This is a genomic window from Ornithinimicrobium sp. INDO-MA30-4 (genome assembly GCF_021535045.1).
In the GTDB taxonomy this organism is placed as follows: Bacteria; Actinomycetota; Actinomycetes; order Actinomycetales; family Dermatophilaceae; genus Ornithinicoccus.
The window spans coordinates 2504475-2522013 of sequence record NZ_CP091056.1; the positions used below are offsets into that span (position 1 = coordinate 2504475).

At 60.9% G+C, this 17539-nt stretch carries 17 protein-coding genes and 5 pseudogenes; 6 read left to right on the forward strand and 16 right to left on the reverse strand.

The features are described from left to right. Nucleotides 1-39 precede the first annotated feature (39 nt). The 10 genes and pseudogenes from L0A91_RS19280 to L0A91_RS15185 form a co-directional block, all read right to left on the reverse strand. Nucleotides 40-336, reverse strand: coding sequence for a hypothetical protein (locus L0A91_RS19280; RefSeq protein ID WP_311197865.1), 297 nt, complete (start codon nt 334-336; stop codon nt 40-42). Between the two features lie 113 nt (nt 337-449). Further along, nucleotides 450-587: pseudogene (locus L0A91_RS20130) on the reverse strand (hypothetical protein); the annotation flags it as partial. After that, nucleotides 521-1198 carry a proton-conducting transporter membrane subunit gene (locus L0A91_RS19285; RefSeq protein WP_397333880.1) on the reverse strand — a complete coding sequence of 226 codons (678 nt, stop codon included), beginning with the start codon at nt 1196-1198 and terminating at the stop codon, nt 521-523. The gene L0A91_RS19285 and the pseudogene L0A91_RS20130, both read right to left, overlap by 67 nt. A 234-nt stretch (nt 1199-1432) precedes the next feature. Then, entirely contained in the window at nt 1433-1771 is a 339-nt protein-coding gene (locus L0A91_RS15155; RefSeq protein WP_235245170.1) for a sodium:proton antiporter, read from the reverse strand. Further along, nucleotides 1768-3219: a hydrogen gas-evolving membrane-bound hydrogenase subunit E gene (mbhE, locus tag L0A91_RS15160; RefSeq protein ID WP_235245172.1), complete on the reverse strand. Its 1452-nt coding sequence runs from the start codon at nt 3217-3219 to the stop codon at nt 1768-1770. The genes L0A91_RS15155 and mbhE overlap by 4 nt, the downstream gene beginning before the upstream one ends. Continuing rightward, complete coding sequence (locus tag L0A91_RS15165; protein ID WP_235245173.1) at nt 3207-4412, reverse strand: proton-conducting transporter membrane subunit; 1206 nt, start codon at nt 4410-4412, stop codon at nt 3207-3209. Before L0A91_RS15165 ends, mbhE begins: the two co-directional genes overlap by 13 nt. 73 nt (nt 4413-4485) lie before the next feature. After that, nucleotides 4486-4743, reverse strand: a complete 258-nt coding sequence (locus L0A91_RS15170) for a hypothetical protein (RefSeq protein WP_235245174.1) — start codon at nt 4741-4743, stop codon at nt 4486-4488. Nucleotides 4744-4909: 166 nt separating this feature from the next. Continuing rightward, a pseudogene (locus L0A91_RS15175) lies at nt 4910-6574 on the reverse strand (ABC-F family ATP-binding cassette domain-containing protein). Between the two features lie 63 nt (nt 6575-6637). Then, nucleotides 6638-7492 carry an SMP-30/gluconolactonase/LRE family protein gene (locus L0A91_RS15180; RefSeq protein WP_235245175.1) on the reverse strand — a complete coding sequence of 285 codons (855 nt, stop codon included), beginning with the start codon at nt 7490-7492 and terminating at the stop codon, nt 6638-6640. 219 nt (nt 7493-7711) lie between these two features. Next, nucleotides 7712-8071 carry a hypothetical protein gene (locus tag L0A91_RS15185; protein ID WP_235245176.1) on the reverse strand — a complete coding sequence of 120 codons (360 nt, stop codon included), beginning with the start codon at nt 8069-8071 and terminating at the stop codon, nt 7712-7714. Between the two features lie 199 nt (nt 8072-8270). On the opposite strand from L0A91_RS15185, the gene L0A91_RS15190 reads away from it, so the two are divergent. From L0A91_RS15190 to L0A91_RS15200, 3 genes and pseudogenes are all read left to right on the forward strand, one after another. Then, a complete protein-coding gene (locus L0A91_RS15190; RefSeq protein WP_235245177.1) occupies nt 8271-9086 on the forward strand; it encodes a transporter substrate-binding domain-containing protein in 816 nt (271 codons plus the stop codon). Between the two features lie 9 nt (nt 9087-9095). Continuing rightward, complete coding sequence (locus L0A91_RS15195; protein WP_235245178.1) at nt 9096-9761, forward strand: amino acid ABC transporter permease; 666 nt, start codon at nt 9096-9098, stop codon at nt 9759-9761. A gap of 52 nt (nt 9762-9813) precedes the next feature. After that, a pseudogene (locus L0A91_RS15200) lies at nt 9814-10597 on the forward strand (amino acid ABC transporter ATP-binding protein). Nucleotides 10598-10628: 31 nt separating this feature from the next. Here the strand turns inward: L0A91_RS15200 and L0A91_RS15205 are convergent. From L0A91_RS15205 to L0A91_RS15220, 3 genes and pseudogenes are all read right to left on the reverse strand, one after another. Continuing rightward, complete coding sequence (locus L0A91_RS15205) at nt 10629-10955, reverse strand: L,D-transpeptidase (RefSeq protein ID WP_311197867.1); 327 nt, start codon at nt 10953-10955, stop codon at nt 10629-10631. Further along, entirely contained in the window at nt 10885-11193 is a 309-nt protein-coding gene (locus tag L0A91_RS15210; protein WP_235245179.1) for a peptidoglycan-binding protein, read from the reverse strand. Before L0A91_RS15210 ends, L0A91_RS15205 begins: the two co-directional genes overlap by 71 nt. A 327-nt stretch (nt 11194-11520) precedes the next feature. Further along, nucleotides 11521-12778, reverse strand: a pseudogene (locus L0A91_RS15220) (potassium/proton antiporter). A 250-nt stretch (nt 12779-13028) separates the two neighbouring features. On the opposite strand from L0A91_RS15220, the gene L0A91_RS15225 reads away from it, so the two are divergent. The 3 genes and pseudogenes from L0A91_RS15225 (at nt 13029) to L0A91_RS15235 (ending at nt 14577) form a co-directional block, all read left to right on the forward strand. Further along, complete coding sequence (locus L0A91_RS15225) at nt 13029-13508, forward strand: helix-turn-helix domain-containing protein (RefSeq protein WP_235245183.1); 480 nt, start codon at nt 13029-13031, stop codon at nt 13506-13508. A 267-nt stretch (nt 13509-13775) separates the two neighbouring features. Further along, a pseudogene (locus L0A91_RS15230) lies at nt 13776-14219 on the forward strand (IS481 family transposase); the annotation flags it as partial. Nucleotides 14220-14250: 31 nt separating this feature from the next. Next, nucleotides 14251-14577 carry a helix-turn-helix domain-containing protein gene (locus L0A91_RS15235; RefSeq protein WP_235245184.1) on the forward strand — a complete coding sequence of 109 codons (327 nt, stop codon included), beginning with the start codon at nt 14251-14253 and terminating at the stop codon, nt 14575-14577. On the opposite strand, the gene L0A91_RS15240 is transcribed toward L0A91_RS15235, so the two are convergent. The 3 genes from L0A91_RS15240 to L0A91_RS15250 form a co-directional block, all read right to left on the reverse strand. Continuing rightward, complete coding sequence (locus L0A91_RS15240; protein WP_235245185.1) at nt 14574-15416, reverse strand: DUF5677 domain-containing protein; 843 nt, start codon at nt 15414-15416, stop codon at nt 14574-14576. The genes L0A91_RS15235 and L0A91_RS15240 overlap by 4 nt on opposite strands. A 79-nt stretch (nt 15417-15495) precedes the next feature. Continuing rightward, entirely contained in the window at nt 15496-15858 is a 363-nt protein-coding gene (locus L0A91_RS15245; RefSeq protein ID WP_235245186.1) for a hypothetical protein, read from the reverse strand. A 510-nt stretch (nt 15859-16368) separates the two neighbouring features. Further along, nucleotides 16369-16875 carry a hypothetical protein gene (locus tag L0A91_RS15250; protein ID WP_235245187.1) on the reverse strand — a complete coding sequence of 169 codons (507 nt, stop codon included), beginning with the start codon at nt 16873-16875 and terminating at the stop codon, nt 16369-16371. Nucleotides 16876-17539: the final 664 nt, after the last annotated feature.

A 17539-nucleotide genomic window follows, 5' to 3' on the forward strand; every position in this document is an offset into this window, starting at 1 on the left:
CGGCACCAGCGAAAATAAAGATGCCGAGCTGCACCAGCATCAAGACCGCGCCGGGTGCCGCAAGGTGGAGTGGAATCTTGACATCCTTGGGCAGTGGCACCCGCCGCCCGCGGCCCGCCCGGGGCTATCAGGTCGGTAGTTCTCCATCTGTGGGCCCCAGAAGACACCAGACCACAGTTTTTGCATAGCGATCAGGCTACCGATGGCGGCCACGATGATGACCGTGATGAAGGTCCAGGCCTGCCAGGCTCCCGCGGAAGCAGAGGCTTGGACGAGGCCAATCTTGGCAAAGAAGCCAGCCGAAGGTGGGAAGCCCACGAGGCTAATGAGTGACAACGCATAGACCGCCGCAACCCAGGGGTCGCGCCGGGCTGGCCGGCCAGACGTTCGTAGCGCCCCGACCCGTACGTCTGCTCAATGGCGCCCGAAGTCAAGATCAGAGAACCCATGGTGATGGTGTGGTGCACCATGTAGAAGATTCCGGCGGCGATCGAGAACTGCGTGAACAGCGCCAAGCCGATCAGGATGTGCCCGACACCGCTGACCATCTGCCAAGCCAGAGCGCGACGCATGATGTGCTCGCCGAAGGTCGAGTAGGCACCGATGAGGATCGTTGCTGCGACGACGATGACAAGAACGGTCGACCAGGGGCAGCGCCCTGGAACGTGATCGAGTAGATGCGGTAGATCGCATACAGCGCGACCTTGCTGTGAACGAACGAGAACAGGGCCATGATGCCAGCCGAGGTGGCGGGGTAGGACCGGGGCATCCAGCCGTGAACGGGCACGACACCGGCCTTGATGGCCAAGGACAGCAACACGACCGAAACCGCGAGGCTGACGGTCGGGTTGTCCTGAGCCACACCAGCCAACTCGGCAAGGTTGACAGTGCCAGCCGAGGCATACACGAAGCCCACGCCCACTAGCAAGATCGTGCTGGTGGTGAGATTCACGATGACGAAGAGGCGACCGATGCCAAGACGGCGCCACGTTCCGGTGATGGCGATGAGCGCATACGACGGCAGCAGCATGACCTCCACGAAAACGAAGAGGTTAAAGAGGTCTCCGGTCAGCAGCGCGCCGTTGACACCAGCAATCAGCATCAGCGCCAGCGCCGGCACAAATCTGAATCGGTCCTCGCCGGTCTGGGTCAGAAACCACAGGCCAATAGCCACGGTCGCTGAGGTCACGAAGATCATCAGCGCCGTGAAGGAGTCTGAGACAAACGGGATCGACACCCCGCCGGGGAAGGCTCCGACGTTGTCGGCGATTACCGGTGTCGCGGTGCTCTAGGAGCAGCCACAGACCACCCAGCGAGGTGGTGATCGGCGAACCGATCATCAGGATGCGCTGGGGCAGCGTGGAGCGAATCATCACGGCGAGGGCGGCCGCGAGCAGTGGCACCGCCACGAAGAGGGGAAGCATGGATGGGTTCATCGGTCGTGGAACTCCCCGGTCGAAGGCATGCGCTTCGTGTCGTCGTTATGCCCGATCACAGCAAGCGACAACATCAGCACCGTGACCGCCAGGGTGATCACGATGGCCGTCAGCACGAAAGCTTGAGGCAGTGGGTCGGCAGCGGTGGCCACATCCATCCGGTCAGCCAGCGGTTCGCCGCGCCAGGCGGTAACGCCGATGGTCAGCAACATCAAGTTTGCCGAGTGGCTCAGTAGCGCCAGGCCAAAGATAATCCGGACCATGCCGCGCTGCAGCATCAGATAGACGCCACCGGCAACGAGGACACCGACCGTGATGGGCAGGATCGAAGTCATGAGTCGTCTCCCGTCCTGCTTGGCGCATTGCCAGATGACAAGTGTCGTGTCCGAGGTTTGGCCATGACCGGCCGCTCACCACGAACCGTCTCCAGTGGAGCCATCAACTCTCCCTCGTATGCCTCGTCGGCACGTTCTCGCGCACCCTCATCAGAGTCGGTGGTGGCGCCCAGCAAGTTGAAGGCCGCCATCACCAGGCCGAGCACGGCCGAGTAGACACCGAGGTCGAAGACCATCGCCGAGGAGAGATTTTGCCCAAACGCGTAGCCGTGGAGCGGTTGCAGGAAGGATCCCTTGGCGATCAGGCCCCAGAATCCAGTGCCCAATGCCAGCAGGATGCCGACACCAATCAGGAAGACTGGAAGCCGAGGCCGACCAATCTGATGGTCGCGGTTGCTGGCCAAGTAGATCAGCGCAACGATGGAAGATCCGACCAGTGCGGCGATGAAGCCACCACCTGGGGAGTTGTGTCCGCGCAGGAACAAGATCGCCGAAATAGCGGCGAGCAGTGGCACGGTCACCCGAATCAGCAGCTGCAGCGGGACTGCGTTGCCCCAGCCTTCCATGATGGCCCGGGATGCCGTGGAGCCTGCAGCGCGTAAGGGCACCTTTGGCGGGGGAACAAAGTTGCGGTCTTTCTCCGGTGGTGGGTCCATCGTGGAGTGTCGGACGGTGGACACGACGGCGATGATCGCGATCCCAGCCATACCGAGCACGCTCAATTCACCCATGGTGTCGAGTGCACGGAACTCCACCAGAATCGTGTTGACGATGTTGGCGCCACCGGTCTCTTCGTAGGCCTCAGTCAGGTAGTAGTCGGCCACGGGGGTTAACTCACGACGACCTGTCAGCGACCAGACCAAAAGGCCAGCGGACAAACCTGCGCCTGCAGCGAGCAAAGCGGCCCACTTTTGTCCATAACGCGGTCCGCGCCCGAACTTCAGCGGCAGTTTTTGCAGAACCAACATGATCATCAACACGGTCAGTGCCTCAACCAGCAGTTGCGTTAGCCCGACATCTGGAGCGCCAAGCGCGAAGATCTGCACAGTGACTGCGATACCGACGGTGGACAGGGCCACCACCGCCGCGAGCCGGGACTGTGAGGTCACCACGCCGTACACGCCCCCGATCACAATGATCATGATGACGACGTCGACGGGGCGCCCGAGGTTATCCTGAGCCGGGTCAAGACCCGAGGTATTGAGGATCGTCAGGACGCCACCAATGGCGACTGCACAGAAGACCACGAACTGAGCAGCGACGTGTCGCGTGGGGTTGTCGGCTCTGACAGTGCTGACCAAAGTGCGGCCAAAGTTGCTGAAAATCTTGACGATGCGCATCATGATCCATGCGCCATCGACGGACAGCGTGTCATGCGCCATCCACTGCAACAGGCGCTTGCGGTTGAAGATCAAGATGACACCGATCGTGACGATCAGCGCGGACATGGCCAACTCAAGGTTGAAGCCGTGCCAGAAGGCGAAGTGAACCTCGTGGTGCTCGCCGCCTTCAGCACCTTCCTCGACAACAGGAAGGCCGCCTTGACGGCTGCACCCACGGGTGTGTCAAGCACGCCGACGAAGAGTGCCAACGGCAGACCGACGAAGATCGGCAATACGGCCGGGATCAGCAGCGACGGCTCAGCCTCGTGCACCTCAACGTCGGTGCGCTTGCCATCAATGAAGCCCCCGAAGACGATCTTGGCGCAGTAGGCAAAGGTCAGAACCGCGCCACCGACAGCACCAAAGAGGGCAACCCAGCCCATCCAGGCACCACCAGGTGCATCCTGCATCGCGACGAAGATTTCTTCCTTCGAGACGAAGCCCAACATCGGCGGCAGGCCCGCCATGGAAGCACAACCTAAGACCACTGCTGCGAACGACCACGGCATCTTGCGCCGCAACTCTGGCAGCCGTCGGATGTCTCGGGTGTGCGCCGAGTGGTCGATGACGCCAACCATCATGAACAAGCCCGACTTAAACAGGGCGTGCGCGATGGTGTGCAACGTTGCGGCAGCCAGAGCCTCTTCGGTGCCGATACCGATAGTGGCGACAATGAGGCCCAACTGGCTGACCGTGGAGTAGGCCATGATCTTCTTGAGGTCGGTCTTTTGCAGCGCAAACCAGGCGGCCATGGCGCCGGTGAAAAGGCCGGTGAAGATCAGCGTGTAGTTCCAGACCGGCGTCTCGTGGAAGGCCGGGGTGAAGCGCATCAGCAAGAAGATGCCGGCCTTCGCAACCGCTGCCGCGTGCAGGTAGGCGCTGACCAGGGTGGCCGCTGCCATCGCGTCGGGCAACCAGAGGTGGAATGGGAACTGGGCGGACTTGGTGAAGGCCGCAATCAGGATGAGGACAGCCACGGTCCCGGTGAAGCCAGCGTCTTGCGTCCACACCGGGTGGGCTAGTGCTTCGGTGACGTTGGTCGTGCCGGTCTTGGCGATGATCGCCGTGGCACCAGCCAACATTGTTAGACCACCAACGAAGGTGATGATCATCGTTCGCAGCGAAGCGAGCTCACCGCCATACCCAGAACGGGCGATCAGCAGGAAGGACGCCAGTGACGTGAGCTCCCAGGTGCCGAACAGCAGGATGAGGTCATCGGCCAGCACCAAACCGACCATGGAGAGCGTGAACGCCGCCATGACCAGGTAAAGCTGGTTTGCCTGCCGTCGTGGAAGTAGCGGGCCGAATAGGCGAAGACAATGGCGCCGATGATCAGCGCAATGTAGGTGAAGACCACCCCAATGCCATCGGCTTGGGTGCGAAATTGAGATCAAGCGCGGGGACCCACGGCACGGAATACGTGACGTGCTCCCCGTTCATCACCTTGATCGCGGCTGGTGTGAATACCGCCGCGGCGACCAGGTAGATCACTGCAAGCGGATATCCAGCGTTTCGCCCCAAATATCGGGTGAATACTGGAGAGGCCAGGACAGAGACCACGAGGATCAGGAGAGTCCCTAACAGGCTCACCGGCTCCCACCTTCCTTAAACGGGGCGTGCGGACGCGGTGTCGATGGGGCCCCTGGCATGCGCCGTACTCTAGCAATCGGTATGCCCCAGGTCACATGTCGGCTTTCAGTCGTCACCAACCTGACATCTACTGGGTGCCCAGGGAACTGATCTGTGGGTATGGGCATTAGTCGAGTTCGCTCAGGTGGCCGTCGGCCACGTGCCAGCGTCGAGTCGTGCGGACGTTGCTCCGCATTCGGCGGTCGTGGGTGACGAGCAGGACGGTCCCAGCGAAGTCTTCCAGCGCCTCCTCCAACTGCTCAATGGCCGGCAGGTCCAGTGGTTGGTCGGCTCATCAAGGACCAACAGGTTGATGCCTTCGGCTTGCAGCAGCGCCAGACCGGCACGGGTCCGCTCGCCGGGAGACAGTGAGTTGCTAGCCCTGGTGACGTGATCACCGCGCAACCCAAACTTGGCGAGCAGTGTGCGGGCCTCCGCCTCTGACCAGTCCGGCAATGCGTCCAGGAAGGCCCGGCCCAAGGATGTGTTTGAGTGGAACGCATCTCTGGCCTGGTCAATCTCGCCCAGGCGGATGCCGCTGCCCAGGTGTGCCATGCCAGCCTCGGGTTGTATCTGGCCCAGGATCAATGCGATCAACGTCGACTTGCCCGCGCCATTGGGCCCGGTGACCACGATCCGGTCTGCCCACTCGATCCCCGTGCTGATCGGCCCCAGGGTGAAATCGCCGCGTTGCACCGAGGCTCCGGCGAGGGTGGCGACCACCGAGCCAGAGCGTGGGGCGGGAGCGATCGTCATCCGAAGGTCCCATTCCTTGCGTGGTTGCTCGACCACTTCAAGGCGTTCAATGGCTCGGTCCAGTTGGCGGGCCTTGGCTCCCTGCTTTTCACTGACCGCCACATTGTGGTTGCGCACATGCTTGTCGGGGTCGGACGCCTTCTTTTTGCATTCGAGACGCCCTTGTCGGTCCACTGCCGTTGTCGGATGGCGCGGCTGGCAAGATCATCTTTTGCTGACGCATACTCCTCAAAGCGGTCTTGAGCAGCCTGTTTAGCCAGCGCTCGCTCTTGCAGGAACGAGTCATAACTGCCCGCGTAGTAGTTGGCCCGCTGTTGCGCGAGGTCTAACTCCAGGACGGCGTTGGTGGTGCGAGCCAAAACTCGCGGTCATGGCTCACCATGATGACCGGCGCTCGGAGGCTGATGACGAACTGCTCCAGCCGCTCCAGGCTGGCCAAGTCGAGGTCGTTGGTCGGCTCATCCAGCAAATAGATGTCATAGCGAGACAGCGTCAGGGCCGCCAGGCTCACCCGTGCTGCTTGGCCGCCAGAAAGGCTGGACATCTTGGTGTCGAGGCCAACCGTGATGCCGACCGCGGCCAACGCGTCGTGGCTGCGCTCTGCCAGGTCTGCGCCGCCGAGCGAGAGCCAGGTTTGCAGCGCGATCTCGTAGCGGTCGGCTGCGCCCGGGGAGGCATCGCCGAGGGCGTCGGCAGCCGCATACATTTCGACTTCGGCTGGTCCGACTCCCGTGCGTCTGGCCAGGTAGGCCTCGATATCGGGGTCAGCAAGTTGCTCGTGACCATGGTTGGCGGGGGAGCGGCGCGGCTCTTGTGGCAGGTAGCCAATGGTTGCCGAAGCAGGGCTGACCTGGACTCGACCGCTTTCAGGCTCCAGCAACCCAGCCAAAATGCGCAGCAAGGTCGACTTGCCAGCCCCGTTGGCGCCGACCAGACCGACGAGGTCGCCGGGGGCCAGGTTAAAACTGAGGTCGGAAAAGATGGTGCGGCTGCCAGGGCTAGCGGACAGATCGCTGACGAGAAGATGTGCAGACATGAGGGACCTTCGATGAGCGTGCGAGTGCGGCCGGGGTTAGCTCAGAGATCCATGGAGCAAATGCTATCCCAGGTATGCGGTGTGCAGCGCGCCGTCGATGCCCGGTTGCGGGTCGCTCAGTTCCTTTGCTGCGCTGGTGATGAAGAGTGTCTGGCCGTCCGCACCGCCGAGTGCGCAGGCGGTTGGCTGCGTGGCCCCGACCTCGACCCGAGTCAGGACGTCGCCCGTGGCGGGGTCCAACTCAATGACAGCGCCACCGCCATAAAGCGCGATCCACAGGTGGCCGAACTGGTCGATATCGATGCCATCCGGGATGCCGTCGATATCGGCAAAGGACCAGGTTTGGCGCTGCTGCGGCAACGACTCGAGACCGGAGGTGTAGTCGAAGACATAGAGAGCCTCGTCGCCGGAGTCCACCCAATACATGGTGTCGCCAGCAGCGTTGAAACGCAGGCCATTGGCGATGGTGGTGCCCTCGCGCAGGCGCAATGATGGCAGGCCAGGCTGCGCCAGCCAGAGCGAGCCAGCACCGCGCTGCCCGTCTAACTCCATGGTCCCGATGAGCAATCGACCCGCTGCGTCGATCCGTCCGTCGTTAAACCGGTGATCCTCGGGCATCTCGATGGTTGTCGGCGCGTGGTCACCCGGCCAGCGGATCTCATTGCGCAGGCAGGACACTTCGCAGTGCAGGCCAATCTCGCGAAAGGTCGCGAAGGTGTCGTGATGCTCGACAACGTGATTGTTGAGTGCCGACCCATCCCAGGCCGCCCGGTGAAACTCGCCCGCGAGCACGTCAACCCAACTCAAAGTGGCAGTGGGCGCATCCCATCGTGGGCATTCGCCGAGCCGCTGAGCCAAGGGCAACAGCGGAGTCGCAGAAATCGTCCGGAGATCAGGGCTGATCGATATGGGCTTCATCACATATCAATCATGACTGGGGTTCTGAGTAAGTTTGGCCAACCACTCGCGGTTGTCCGCGTTGCTCGTGAGTCACACCATCGAAAGCGCCGGGCACTCATCGCTCAAAGTGTCCATTCGCTGGGCCGGTTGGTGGGGGATGCGCCAAGCCCAGCGCAGCATCTGGTTGGGCTCGGTCAAGACCGTGTGCAGGGGTGGCTGGATGTTACCGGCTTCGAGTTAGGTGTGGTGAGTCTGGAGCGAAAGAGTGCGCGCATCCAGTTGGCGCAACACGGTTGAGCGGGGCAGATCAAGCCAGACCATGAGGTCATCCCGCGCGGTCAAAATGTCTCTGACCTGGTCAAACTGCCACTCGGTGACCCAGCTGGGTTGGCTGGCTAACTCGCCAACATCCGCGTGAAAACTGGGCCGCATGGTCCAGTTATGCCCGTGCGCCAAAGCGTCCATCTCGACATACCGGATCTGTAGTGCGCTGGCGATGGCTTGAGCCAATGTCGACTTGCTGCCTCCAGGCGAGCCCTCACTCAGGATGCGGCGGGGCCGTTGAGGCAGTGGGCCGGTGGAGCGCAAAGTCGGCATAAGGGGGTGTCGGGTGTCTGATCACATGGGTGGATGCTGTCACCGCAGAGCGGCTTGGCGTCAGCGTGTTTAGATCGCCGACACAACATAACGAAAACTATTGGAATAGGTTTCGTCTCGTTTGGGGTTGGCGTGTTTGAATCACATCGCATCTTTGTCGGGCAGCCTTGCCCGGCACGTCTTCGAAAGGCCATCTCTTATGTCTCGCAAGCTCATCCTCGGGGTCTCCGCCATCACTGCCGCTTTCACGCTGGCTGCCTGCGGCGGCTCTGACTCCGACTCGGGCAGCGACGCTGCAGGCTCAACTGCAGCGGGTGAATACGGCACGATCTCCGACGGCACGCTCGTCGTCGCCACCGAGGGCACCTACCGCCCATTCACTTATCACGAGGGTGGCGCTGGCGACCTGACCGGTTATGACGTCGACGTTGTCACCGAGGTCGCTGACCGTTTGGGCCTGGAGGTCGAGTTCGAGGAGACCCAGTTCGACGGCATCTTCGCAGGCCTGGAAGCCAACCGCTTTGATGTGATCGCCAACCAGATCTCGATCAACGACCAGCGCGAAGAATCCTACCTGATGAGCGACCCCTACACGGTGTCGCCGGGTGTTGTCGTGGTGGCCGAGGACAACACCGACATCACCAGCCTGGCCGACCTGGATGGCAAGACCACTGCCCAGTCGCTCACCAGCAACTGGTTCACCGTTGCAGATGACAACGGAGCCAACGTCGAGGCTGTTGAGGGTTGGGCCCAGGCCATCACGCTGCTGGAGCAGGGCCGCGTCGACGCCACCGTCAACGACAAGTTGACCTTCCTGGACTACGAAACCACGAACCCCGAGGCCGGCATCAAGATCGGCGCGGAGACCGACGAAGAGTCACTGAACGCGTTCGTCTTCACCAAGGACAAGGAAGACCTCAACGAGGCTTTCAACGAGACCCTGGTGCAGATGCAGGACGACGGCACCTTGGCTGAGTTGGGCGAGAAGTACTTCGGCCAAGACGTTTCGCAGTAAGCCCCAGACGTGAGTGAGAACGCGCAACTTTTCCTAGACTCCCTCTGGCCCATTGTCGAGGGTGCCATCAAAGGCACCATTCCGCTGGCGCTGATCTCGTTTGCCATCGGTCTTGTCATCGCGCTGATTGTGGCGTTGATGCGACTGTCCAAGAGCAAAGTGCTCTCAGTGCTGGCGCGGATCTACATCTCGATCATTCGGGGCACCCCGCTGTTGGTGCAGCTGTTCGTGATCTTCTACGGGATGCCGTCCGTGGGGATCACGTTGGATCCGTGGCCGAGTGCCATCATCGCGTTTTCGCTCAATGTCGGCGGTTACGCCGCTGAGGTTATTCGCGCGGCCATTTTGTCCGTTCCCCGCGGCCAGTGGGAAGCCGGCTACACCATCGGTATGTCGCAGACCCAGCAACTAGGCCGGGTCATCCTGCCCCAAGCGGCCAGGGTGTCAGTGCCACCGCTGTCCAACACCTTCATATCGTTGGTGAAGGACTCGTCACTGGCATCGTTGATTTTGGTGACCGAGACTTTCCGGGTGTCCCAAGAGATCGCGGCCTTCAGCCAAGAGTTCATGCTGCTCTATATCGAGGCCGCCCTGGTCTACTGGGTGATCAGCACGTTCCTGGCGTTTGGTCAGTCGATGTTGGAAGAAAGGCTGGATCGCTATGTCTCAAAATGATGCCGACTCTGGGATCAGGGGAAACTCCGGCTCTCAGTCGCAGCCCGGCGCGATGAAACGCAGCGATATGAACCAAGGCGACGTGCTGTTTGACGTCCAAGGGTTGAGCAAAAGCTTTGGCGACCTGCAGGTCTTGAAGTCGATTGACCTGACGGTGCGCAAGGGCCAGGTGTCTGTGTTGATGGGCCCGAGCGGCTCAGGCAAGACCACGGTGTTGCGCTCGCTCAACAGCCTGGAAAGCCCCGACGGTGGCACGATTACCTTCACCGGTGGGCCGAGTTTTGACTTCGGCAAGGCGCAAAGAAGTCTGAACGCGCTTTGCTGCGGGACCAGTCAGCCATGGTCTTCCAACAGCACAACCTGTTTCCGCACCGGACGGTCCTCGAGAATGTCACCGAGGGGCCTATCCATGTGCAAAAGACGCCGAAGGCACAGGCGATCGCTGAGGCAGAGGCGCTATTGGCTCGAGTTGGGTTGGCGGATAAGCGCGACGTTTATCCCTTCCAGCTCTCTGGCGGTCAGCAGCAGCGGGTAGGCATCGTTCGGGCGCTCGCGCTCAAGCCGGATGTCTTGCTCTTTGATGAGCCAACCTCAGCGCTCGACCCTGAGCTAGTCGGCGACGTCTTGGCCGTGATGAAGGAGTTGGCTGACGAGGGCTGGACGATGGTTGTCGTCACCCACGAGGTGTCCTTTGCCCGCGCGGTCGCGGACCAGGTCATATTATGGATGGTGGCGTTGTCCTGGAGGCTTCAGCGCCGTCGCAGATGTTTAGCAATCCGCGGCATCGCCGGACTCGGCAATTCCTCGATCGCATCCTCAACCCGCTGGGCGAATAGCCACAGAGGTGCCGCTGAGCGCGTGGGCGACTCAGACGACGAGGACGCGGGTGCCCATCGACATGATGCCTTCGTTCCAGAACATGTCCATGGCCGCCGACGAGAGGCGAGAGCAGCCGTGCGAGGCCGGGTAGGGCGGGATAAATGCCGACCCGTGGATGGCGTAGTTGCCGGAGTAGTACATCGGCCGATACATCTCGCCGAGTTCGCCGTCCTGCCAGCCTGATGAGTAGGTGTACCAAACGTTGAAGTCGCCGGTGGGCGTGCGGGCGGTGTAATCGCGCCCTTCAAACTCGTATGGCTCGCCGTTGGCTGTCGAGGTGTTGAACGTCATGCTGGTTGCGCCACTGCGCACCACGAGCAGGATCTGCCGGGCCTTGTTGACCTCGATGTAGTCGCCGCTGGAAGCCGGCGGGTGTCGATAGCCGCTGTTCTAGCGCGGCGTTGACGTTTGGCCCAACAACACCGTCTCGGTAGAGGCCGTTGGCCTTTTGGATGGCAAAGACTGCCTGCTCGGTGAGGTGGCCATAGAAGTTGTCTTGGGCTCCACCAATAGCCGCTCGCAGCCAGTCTTTGCTGAATGTTGCCGACCGCATCGCCGGAATCTCCGCGGCGGAAGACTGTCTGCACCGGTTCGGGCTCTGGCTCGGGTTCAGGCTCAGGCTCCGGCTCGGGGGCCGGTTCTGGTGCGGGCTCAGGAAAGCTATTGCCGTCGTCGACGACGCCGCCCAAGGTCGCGCCCAAAATGAGCACACCTTTGACGACCTCACGCCGTTGCAAGCTCACACGGCGGACCGGGAGCGCCCCCATACCTAGTATTTGTCTGCGCATTTCCTAAACCTCATTTCAATTGCCCGTCAACGATTAGATGTCATTGCCCGGCAAAAATTCACTACCGGGGGCAACCGAAGCCAAACTGTGACCTAATCTTTAGCGTCAGCTGGGCTATTTCCGCTGGTCCCGTCACTGCCGTTGAGCACCCCGAGGCGTCGAGCCACCGGGATTTGGGTCCATCCTTGAAGTAAGACCGAAGCAACAACAACAAAGAAGACGACGCTAAAGAGGTCGCTTGCTGCGGCAACACCCACGGTGGCCGGGAAGGTCGCCAGCACAATAGGCACGGCGCCCTTGAGGCCCGCCCACGAGACATACCCCATCTCTTTGCGGTCGAAGCCAAGGGGCCAGGCAAAGGAAAGCGCTGGCGGGTCGGCCGACGAACATCAAGACGACTGCAACAGCAATGCCAACCGGCGCTACGTCAATCAGATCCGAGGGGAAGATCAGCAACCCCATCGTCAAGAACATCGCGATCTGCGCAAGCCATGCCAGGGCATCGTTGGACTGGATGATGACGGTTCTGCCCGCCGTGACCCGGTTGCCGATCAAGAGACCGCAGACGTAGACCGCCAAGAAGCCATTGCCGGTCACCAACTCGGCCAAGCCGTAGGCGGATAGACCGAAGGCAAGCGCAAGCACGGGATAAAGGCCGGACGCACCAAGCCTCACTCGATCGATAGCCAGTGCGCCAACTACGCCGACTGCCCACCCCACGCCGACGCCCAGCAGCAACCCGGTGGCTAACCCAAAGAGTGCTGCGCCAGGCCCTGCCGTCTGAAAGGTAATCAAGCCCAGCAGCGTCGTGGTCAGGATGACTGCCATCGGGTCGTTAGTGCCCGATTCGAGCTCGATGAGAGCGCGTATGCGCGGGCGGGGCAATGGACCACCGCCGCGAAAGAGCGTGAAGATTGCGGCGGCGTCCGTGGAAGCCACGATGGCCCCGAGCAGCAAGCCTTCTGGCCAACTCAGGCCGTCTTGGCCCAGGCTGAACTCCGTGAACGAGGCAAGCAGCCACCACGCGGTCGTGCCGACGATCAAGGTGGTGATCAGCACGCCGACGGTCGACAGCACTAGGCCGGGCGTTAGCACCGGGCGGACCGTTGACCATTCCGTGTCGAGTCCGCCGCTGAAGAGGATGAGGACGAGCGCGACCGTCCCGATGGCTTGGGCTAAGACGGGGGAGTCGAACGCGACACCGCCTGGGCCCTCGGAGCCGACCAGCATGCCAAGGCCGAGAAACAACAGCAGGGCCGGGACTTTAAGGCCCTCAGAGAGCCGGGCGGCCGCCACGGAAATGAGCAGCAGCAATCCCACGAGCAGGATCGCGAGCGTTGTAGGTGGCATGTCACCTCCATGCGCTGAGTGGCTAGAGCCTTAAGAATATGGGAATGCGCTGAGTTGCTCCTGGATGTAGGTCTTGCGGGAGCCGGAGACACAAAAAGCCCTGGCGAGAGAAACCTCTCACCAGGGCACAACTGTCCGGGTGACAGTGTTGTGGTTCAGGACATCGGCGACACATGTCTCAAGACATCAGCGACACCCTGTCTCGCGTCATCGGCGACACTCTGCGGGCCGGTCGTGGTGATGCTCATAAATGTCGAAAGCGCGCTTGGTCATCGCTGCCCTGCTCACCGAGCACCTCACCCCTACCGAAATAGCCACTCGGTACGGAGTTCACCGATCCTGGGTTTACCGACTCAAAGCCCGCTACGACGACATCGGTGACGCAGCATTCGAGCCACGATCTCGCCGGCCTCACCACACCCCGAACACAACAAACCCAGAAACCACCGCACGAGTCCTCGAGCTGCGCGAAACCCTCACCGACCAAGGCCATGACGCAGGCGCTGACACCATCCGGTGGCACCTACAACATGAACACCACACCGCACTTTCCCGCGCGACGGTCCACCGGATCCTGGTCCGCAATGGGGCCATCACCCCAGCCCCTTCCAAACGCCCCAAAGCTCATACACCCGCTTCGCAGCAGAACAACCCAACGAAACATGGCAATCAGACTTCACCCACTACCGCCTCCCAGGCGGTAAAGACACCGAGATCATCACCTGGCTAGATGACCACCCCGCTACGCGCTCCACATCAGTGCCCACCGCCGAGTCACCGCCAGCATCGTGCTAGCCACCTTCACCAAAGCCGCGGACCAGCACGGATACCCCGCATCCACGCTCACTGATAACGGGATGGTGTACACCACCCGCTTCGCGGGCGGGCGAGGCGGGAAAAGCACTTTCGAAGTCGAACTCAGAACCCGTGGCATCACCCAAAAAACGGGAAACCGAACCATCCAACCACCCAAGGCAAAGTCGAACGCTTCCAACAAACCCTCAAAAAATGGTTGCGAGCCCAACCCGCTCAACCCACCACACCAGCCCAACTCCAACAACGACTAAACCAGTTCCGCCACGAGTACAACAACAACCGGCCCCACCGATCACTGCCACACCACACAACCCCAACAACGGCCTACACCACACGCCCCAAAGCAACCCCAGGAGACCGCAGCCAGGACAACCACTACCGAGTCAGAGACGACCGCGTCAGCAAAACCGGATCAGTGACACTGCGCTACAACAGCAAACTCCACCACATCGGAATCGGCCGGACCTACGCCGGAACCTACGTTCGACTCCTCATCCAAGACCTCAACATCACCATCATCAACACCGCCACCGGAGAAATCCTGCGCGAGCTCACCCTGGACCCCACCCGCGACTACCAACCAAAAACCCCCAAACAAAACAACAGTGGCCCTACGTCTCCGTAGGGCCACTGTCGCCGATGTCCTGAGACATCACATGGTCGCCCTGGCCTCGGTGACCCTCAACACCTCTGTTGTGCGGTCGGTCCCTGCCGCTCGGTCACGCCAGACCAAGACGGTCAAGCGCCGCCTGACGAACAGCGACCACGCCCGCATGGTCGAGCTGTACGAAGCAGGTGACAACGCTCAGTCCGTGGCCGAGCAAGTCGGAGTCGCCAAGTCCACAGTCCTCCGAACCCTGAAGGCTCGGGGAGTGCAGGTTCGCCCGCGGGGACTGCACTACCAGACGGCGCTGCCCAGAATTACAGAACGAGTTGCGCTTTGGCACGAGCCAGACCCAAGGCAAAGCGAGGTGTCGGCTTAGCCGGAAGCGAGTCCGACGGTTGCCATTATCTCGATCTGCCGAGTCGCGAGGTCGCTTCCATCTTCCAGAAACCGAACCATGGCATCCTCCGCCGCCCAGCAGGACCAACAGAGAAGAAGTGCAGTCTCAGTCCAAGACACCGGGCGGGGCGCGGCCGGGACAGGCTGTCCGGACCGTGCTGCCTCGAATATGTACGGTGTCGCACTGGCAATTGCAGCATGCGTTGCTTCGCTGAGTTGGCTGTAAACAGTGTGCAGGTGTCGTCCGTTGGGCAACCCATCGAACAACCCCTTCGTGGTCCCGAGATTCGGGTACTCCTTACTGCGACTCACGGCGGAGTCGGCGTGACTGCTGGCCGCAGCCTGAAGAAGGGCTGCGTTTTCGCCTCCACCGCTGTCGTCAAGTTCCTGTAGATACGCGAGTTGCCGACCCGACCGCTGCTGTGCTCGATAGGCGAGCTCACCGACGAAAGAGCCGATCGTGCCCTCATCTGCGGCCTGCGATAGGCGCTGAAGCGCGATGGCATGCTCGATTGCCACTCTGGCGCTCGCTTGCGCCTCGACGCTGAAATCGTGCTCAATCAGAATGATGACAGCGCGGGCATGCCTAAAAACGATATGCCGCCAGCCGGCGGCCAGGTACGCAGCGGTACCGTGCCGCGAATCCAGTGCGCGCTCGTGGACAGAAGATGGAGGTGACACCTGTTCAGATAGGGCAGCGATCAATTGATCTGTTCCGACGCCGTTGCCAAGAACATCTTCAGGTGGATTTTCCTGCAATGCTCTGATTTCCGATGGGAGGTTTGAGAGAAACGCCGTCCATGCCGACTGGGGGTCCATGTCTGCTAAGCCTGATACCCGTTTGAGAGCGAAACCTGCGAATCATCTGGACCCAGCTCGTTGCCCAGATCCCACTCGCTCATTTCATTGAAACCTCTGCACGGACCCAGATCCGCATCGCAATTGAGGTCGCCTCGCTCCGCAGCACTCGAAACCGTGGGTCTTGCCCGGCCAGACCCATTTCCTGCTCCATCTCGACGATGCGAGCCTGTGGGTAGCGAGGTCGCGCAACGAACGAGACCTCGCGTGCCTTTACGTTACGAGCTTCGGCGTACGCCTCCACCGAATGGGTTTCACCCTCAGTGTGTTCGCAGTTGATAGCTCCGCAAAGTGAGCACGCGCCTTCGTCGTCGCGATGAATTTGTTTCGAGTAAAACTCACCCATCTGATGGTCGCAGTCCTCGACCAACTGGCCGCAAACGGAGCAGCCGAAGTCGCTCACCAGACCAGCAGATACTCCCATCCTCAGGTGAGAGACCTTGATCGGGCAAGCCGTCCAAAATCCGTCATCGCGTAGGACAATGGGACAACCTAGAAGCCCCCGTTGCACGAATGCGGCCCGGTGGATCGCTTCATGGGCAGTCTCCCGAAGGGGATGATCTTCAAGGTAGTTGAGCGCCGCGACGGCCGCTGAGACTGACTTTGTGATGTGCGGCGCAATGGCGCTGATGGTCTTGCGATCCAGTTCCGCAGCAACTGGCCCCACGCGTCGCGCTTCTCGTTCTGAATCTTCGACCGCAGGCCTTCATCATTCTCCGCCAACTGCTTAGGAGCGATGGGCATTCTTGCGCCGGAAGGACCAAGAACGTTAAGAACGTGGGCGTAGGCGTCGTCGGCGTCCTTGAGCGATTCGCGTCCGTGGTGATCTAGGTACCGCTCACGGTTAGGCCCGCCGGATGGGGGTATGGGCCCGGACTTTAAGACGAGGAGCTTGAAACGCGGACCTCTGCTCTTAGGCACCTCGGTCATCTTCTGTCGCGCCACGGCGGAGGATTCTCAGGGCTTCGAGGACCTCTGAGCCGCTACCCTCGATCTGCCAATTCCTAAGGGTCCCGGTCTCCGAGATCAGCACCTTGAGTGGCAGCTGCTCCGCTTGTTCTGTGGTCCAACCCTGCAGATCTGCGCGGTGCGCGATGAAGAGACTTACCGTCAGAATGAGCCAGTCATTCGCCAGACTTAGGAAGGCGAGCCCCAAAGACCATGTCTCCGGATCGACGCCGAACTCTTGAACGTAGTGTCGCCCACCCTCTGGCTGCGAGAACTCAACCGGCAGGTTCTGAAGACGCGCAGCCTTGGGCAGGTAGCGAACGTTGTCGGGGTAGTAGAGCTCGACGCGGTCCCTGGTGTTGCTTCCGCCGGATGTACGAGTGGGGATCACGTAAACTCTGCCGACTTCTGTAGCCTGCGGCAATGCACCTTGCAGCGGCTCCCACTGGTCGTTCGAGACTCGGGCTGTCATGGGCACAGGATACAGAGTAGGAGGCTCGAAGCGGCGCGACAGTGACGATCGTAGCCGTGATCAAGTGATAGATGGACAATAAGTGGCCTCAATGCGAACCCCCGATTGCTCTTGACCCTCAGGCCCTTAACATGAGACTGGTAGAAATGCTGGAACATCGCCAAGCTAACTGAATCGGTTGCGCCTAAGTCACCTGCCACAGGGGGTCCAGGTTAGTCACAACTTAGAGATACCGCCAAATCTCTACCGATTACTTTCCACGTGTCTGCGTCATGATACACATGAGGTACGTCCGAAAAGGTCGTGGTCGGCGGTCGAAAAACTCTACTTTGGGCGAGGTCCGGCTGTTCTCGAAAATTAGGGTCATAGCGGGACCGGTGCAGTCTTTCGCTACAGAATGAATTAACCCGGAGGTTCGACTATAGTGCACACCTGCGGCTATCTGGGTTTCGCCCACAACTTCTAATGAAACGCCTTGCCGATTGATTTGAAGTGCCTTCGTAGAATCAGAAGAGCCGCAACTGTACTCGGTGAATTCCTGCGTGCCTGAGCGCTCTTCGTAGATGCGCTCAGACAGTCTGCCGACCAGTACATGGCTCGTGAAGTTCCATCGATGAGTATGCGGGTCCTCAGCAACTCCAGGCAGATCGGCACTTGGCCACAC

Bases quoted from the DNA above. Each gene is read 5' to 3' on its own strand.
- L0A91_RS15190 (WP_235245177.1), top strand. From the start codon at position 8,271: ATGTCTCGCAAGCTCATCCTCGGGGTCTCCGCCATCACTGCCGCTTTC.
- L0A91_RS15210 (WP_235245179.1), bottom strand. From the start codon at position 11,193: ATGCGGTCGGCAACATTCAGCAAAGACTGGCTGCGAGCGGCTATTGGT.
- L0A91_RS15225 (WP_235245183.1), top strand. From the start codon at position 13,029: ATGTCGAAAGCGCGCTTGGTCATCGCTGCCCTGCTCACCGAGCACCTC.
- L0A91_RS15180 (WP_235245175.1), bottom strand. From the start codon at position 7,492: ATGAAGCCCATATCGATCAGCCCTGATCTCCGGACGATTTCTGCGACT.
- L0A91_RS15235 (WP_235245184.1), top strand. From the start codon at position 14,251: ATGGTCGCCCTGGCCTCGGTGACCCTCAACACCTCTGTTGTGCGGTCG.
- mbhE (WP_235245172.1), bottom strand. From the start codon at position 3,219: ATGTCCGCGCTGATCGTCACGATCGGTGTCATCTTGATCTTCAACCGC.
- L0A91_RS19285 (WP_397333880.1), bottom strand. From the start codon at position 1,198: ATGATCTTCGTGACCTCAGCGACCGTGGCTATTGGCCTGTGGTTTCTG.
- L0A91_RS15240 (WP_235245185.1), bottom strand. From the start codon at position 15,416: ATGGACCCCCAGTCGGCATGGACGGCGTTTCTCTCAAACCTCCCATCG.
- L0A91_RS15165 (WP_235245173.1), bottom strand. From the start codon at position 4,412: ATGGCGGCGTTCACGCTCTCCATGGTCGGTTTGGTGCTGGCCGATGAC.
- L0A91_RS15185 (WP_235245176.1), bottom strand. From the start codon at position 8,071: ATGCCGACTTTGCGCTCCACCGGCCCACTGCCTCAACGGCCCCGCCGC.
- L0A91_RS15155 (WP_235245170.1), bottom strand. From the start codon at position 1,771: ATGACTTCGATCCTGCCCATCACGGTCGGTGTCCTCGTTGCCGGTGGC.
- L0A91_RS15250 (WP_235245187.1), bottom strand. From the start codon at position 16,875: ATGACAGCCCGAGTCTCGAACGACCAGTGGGAGCCGCTGCAAGGTGCA.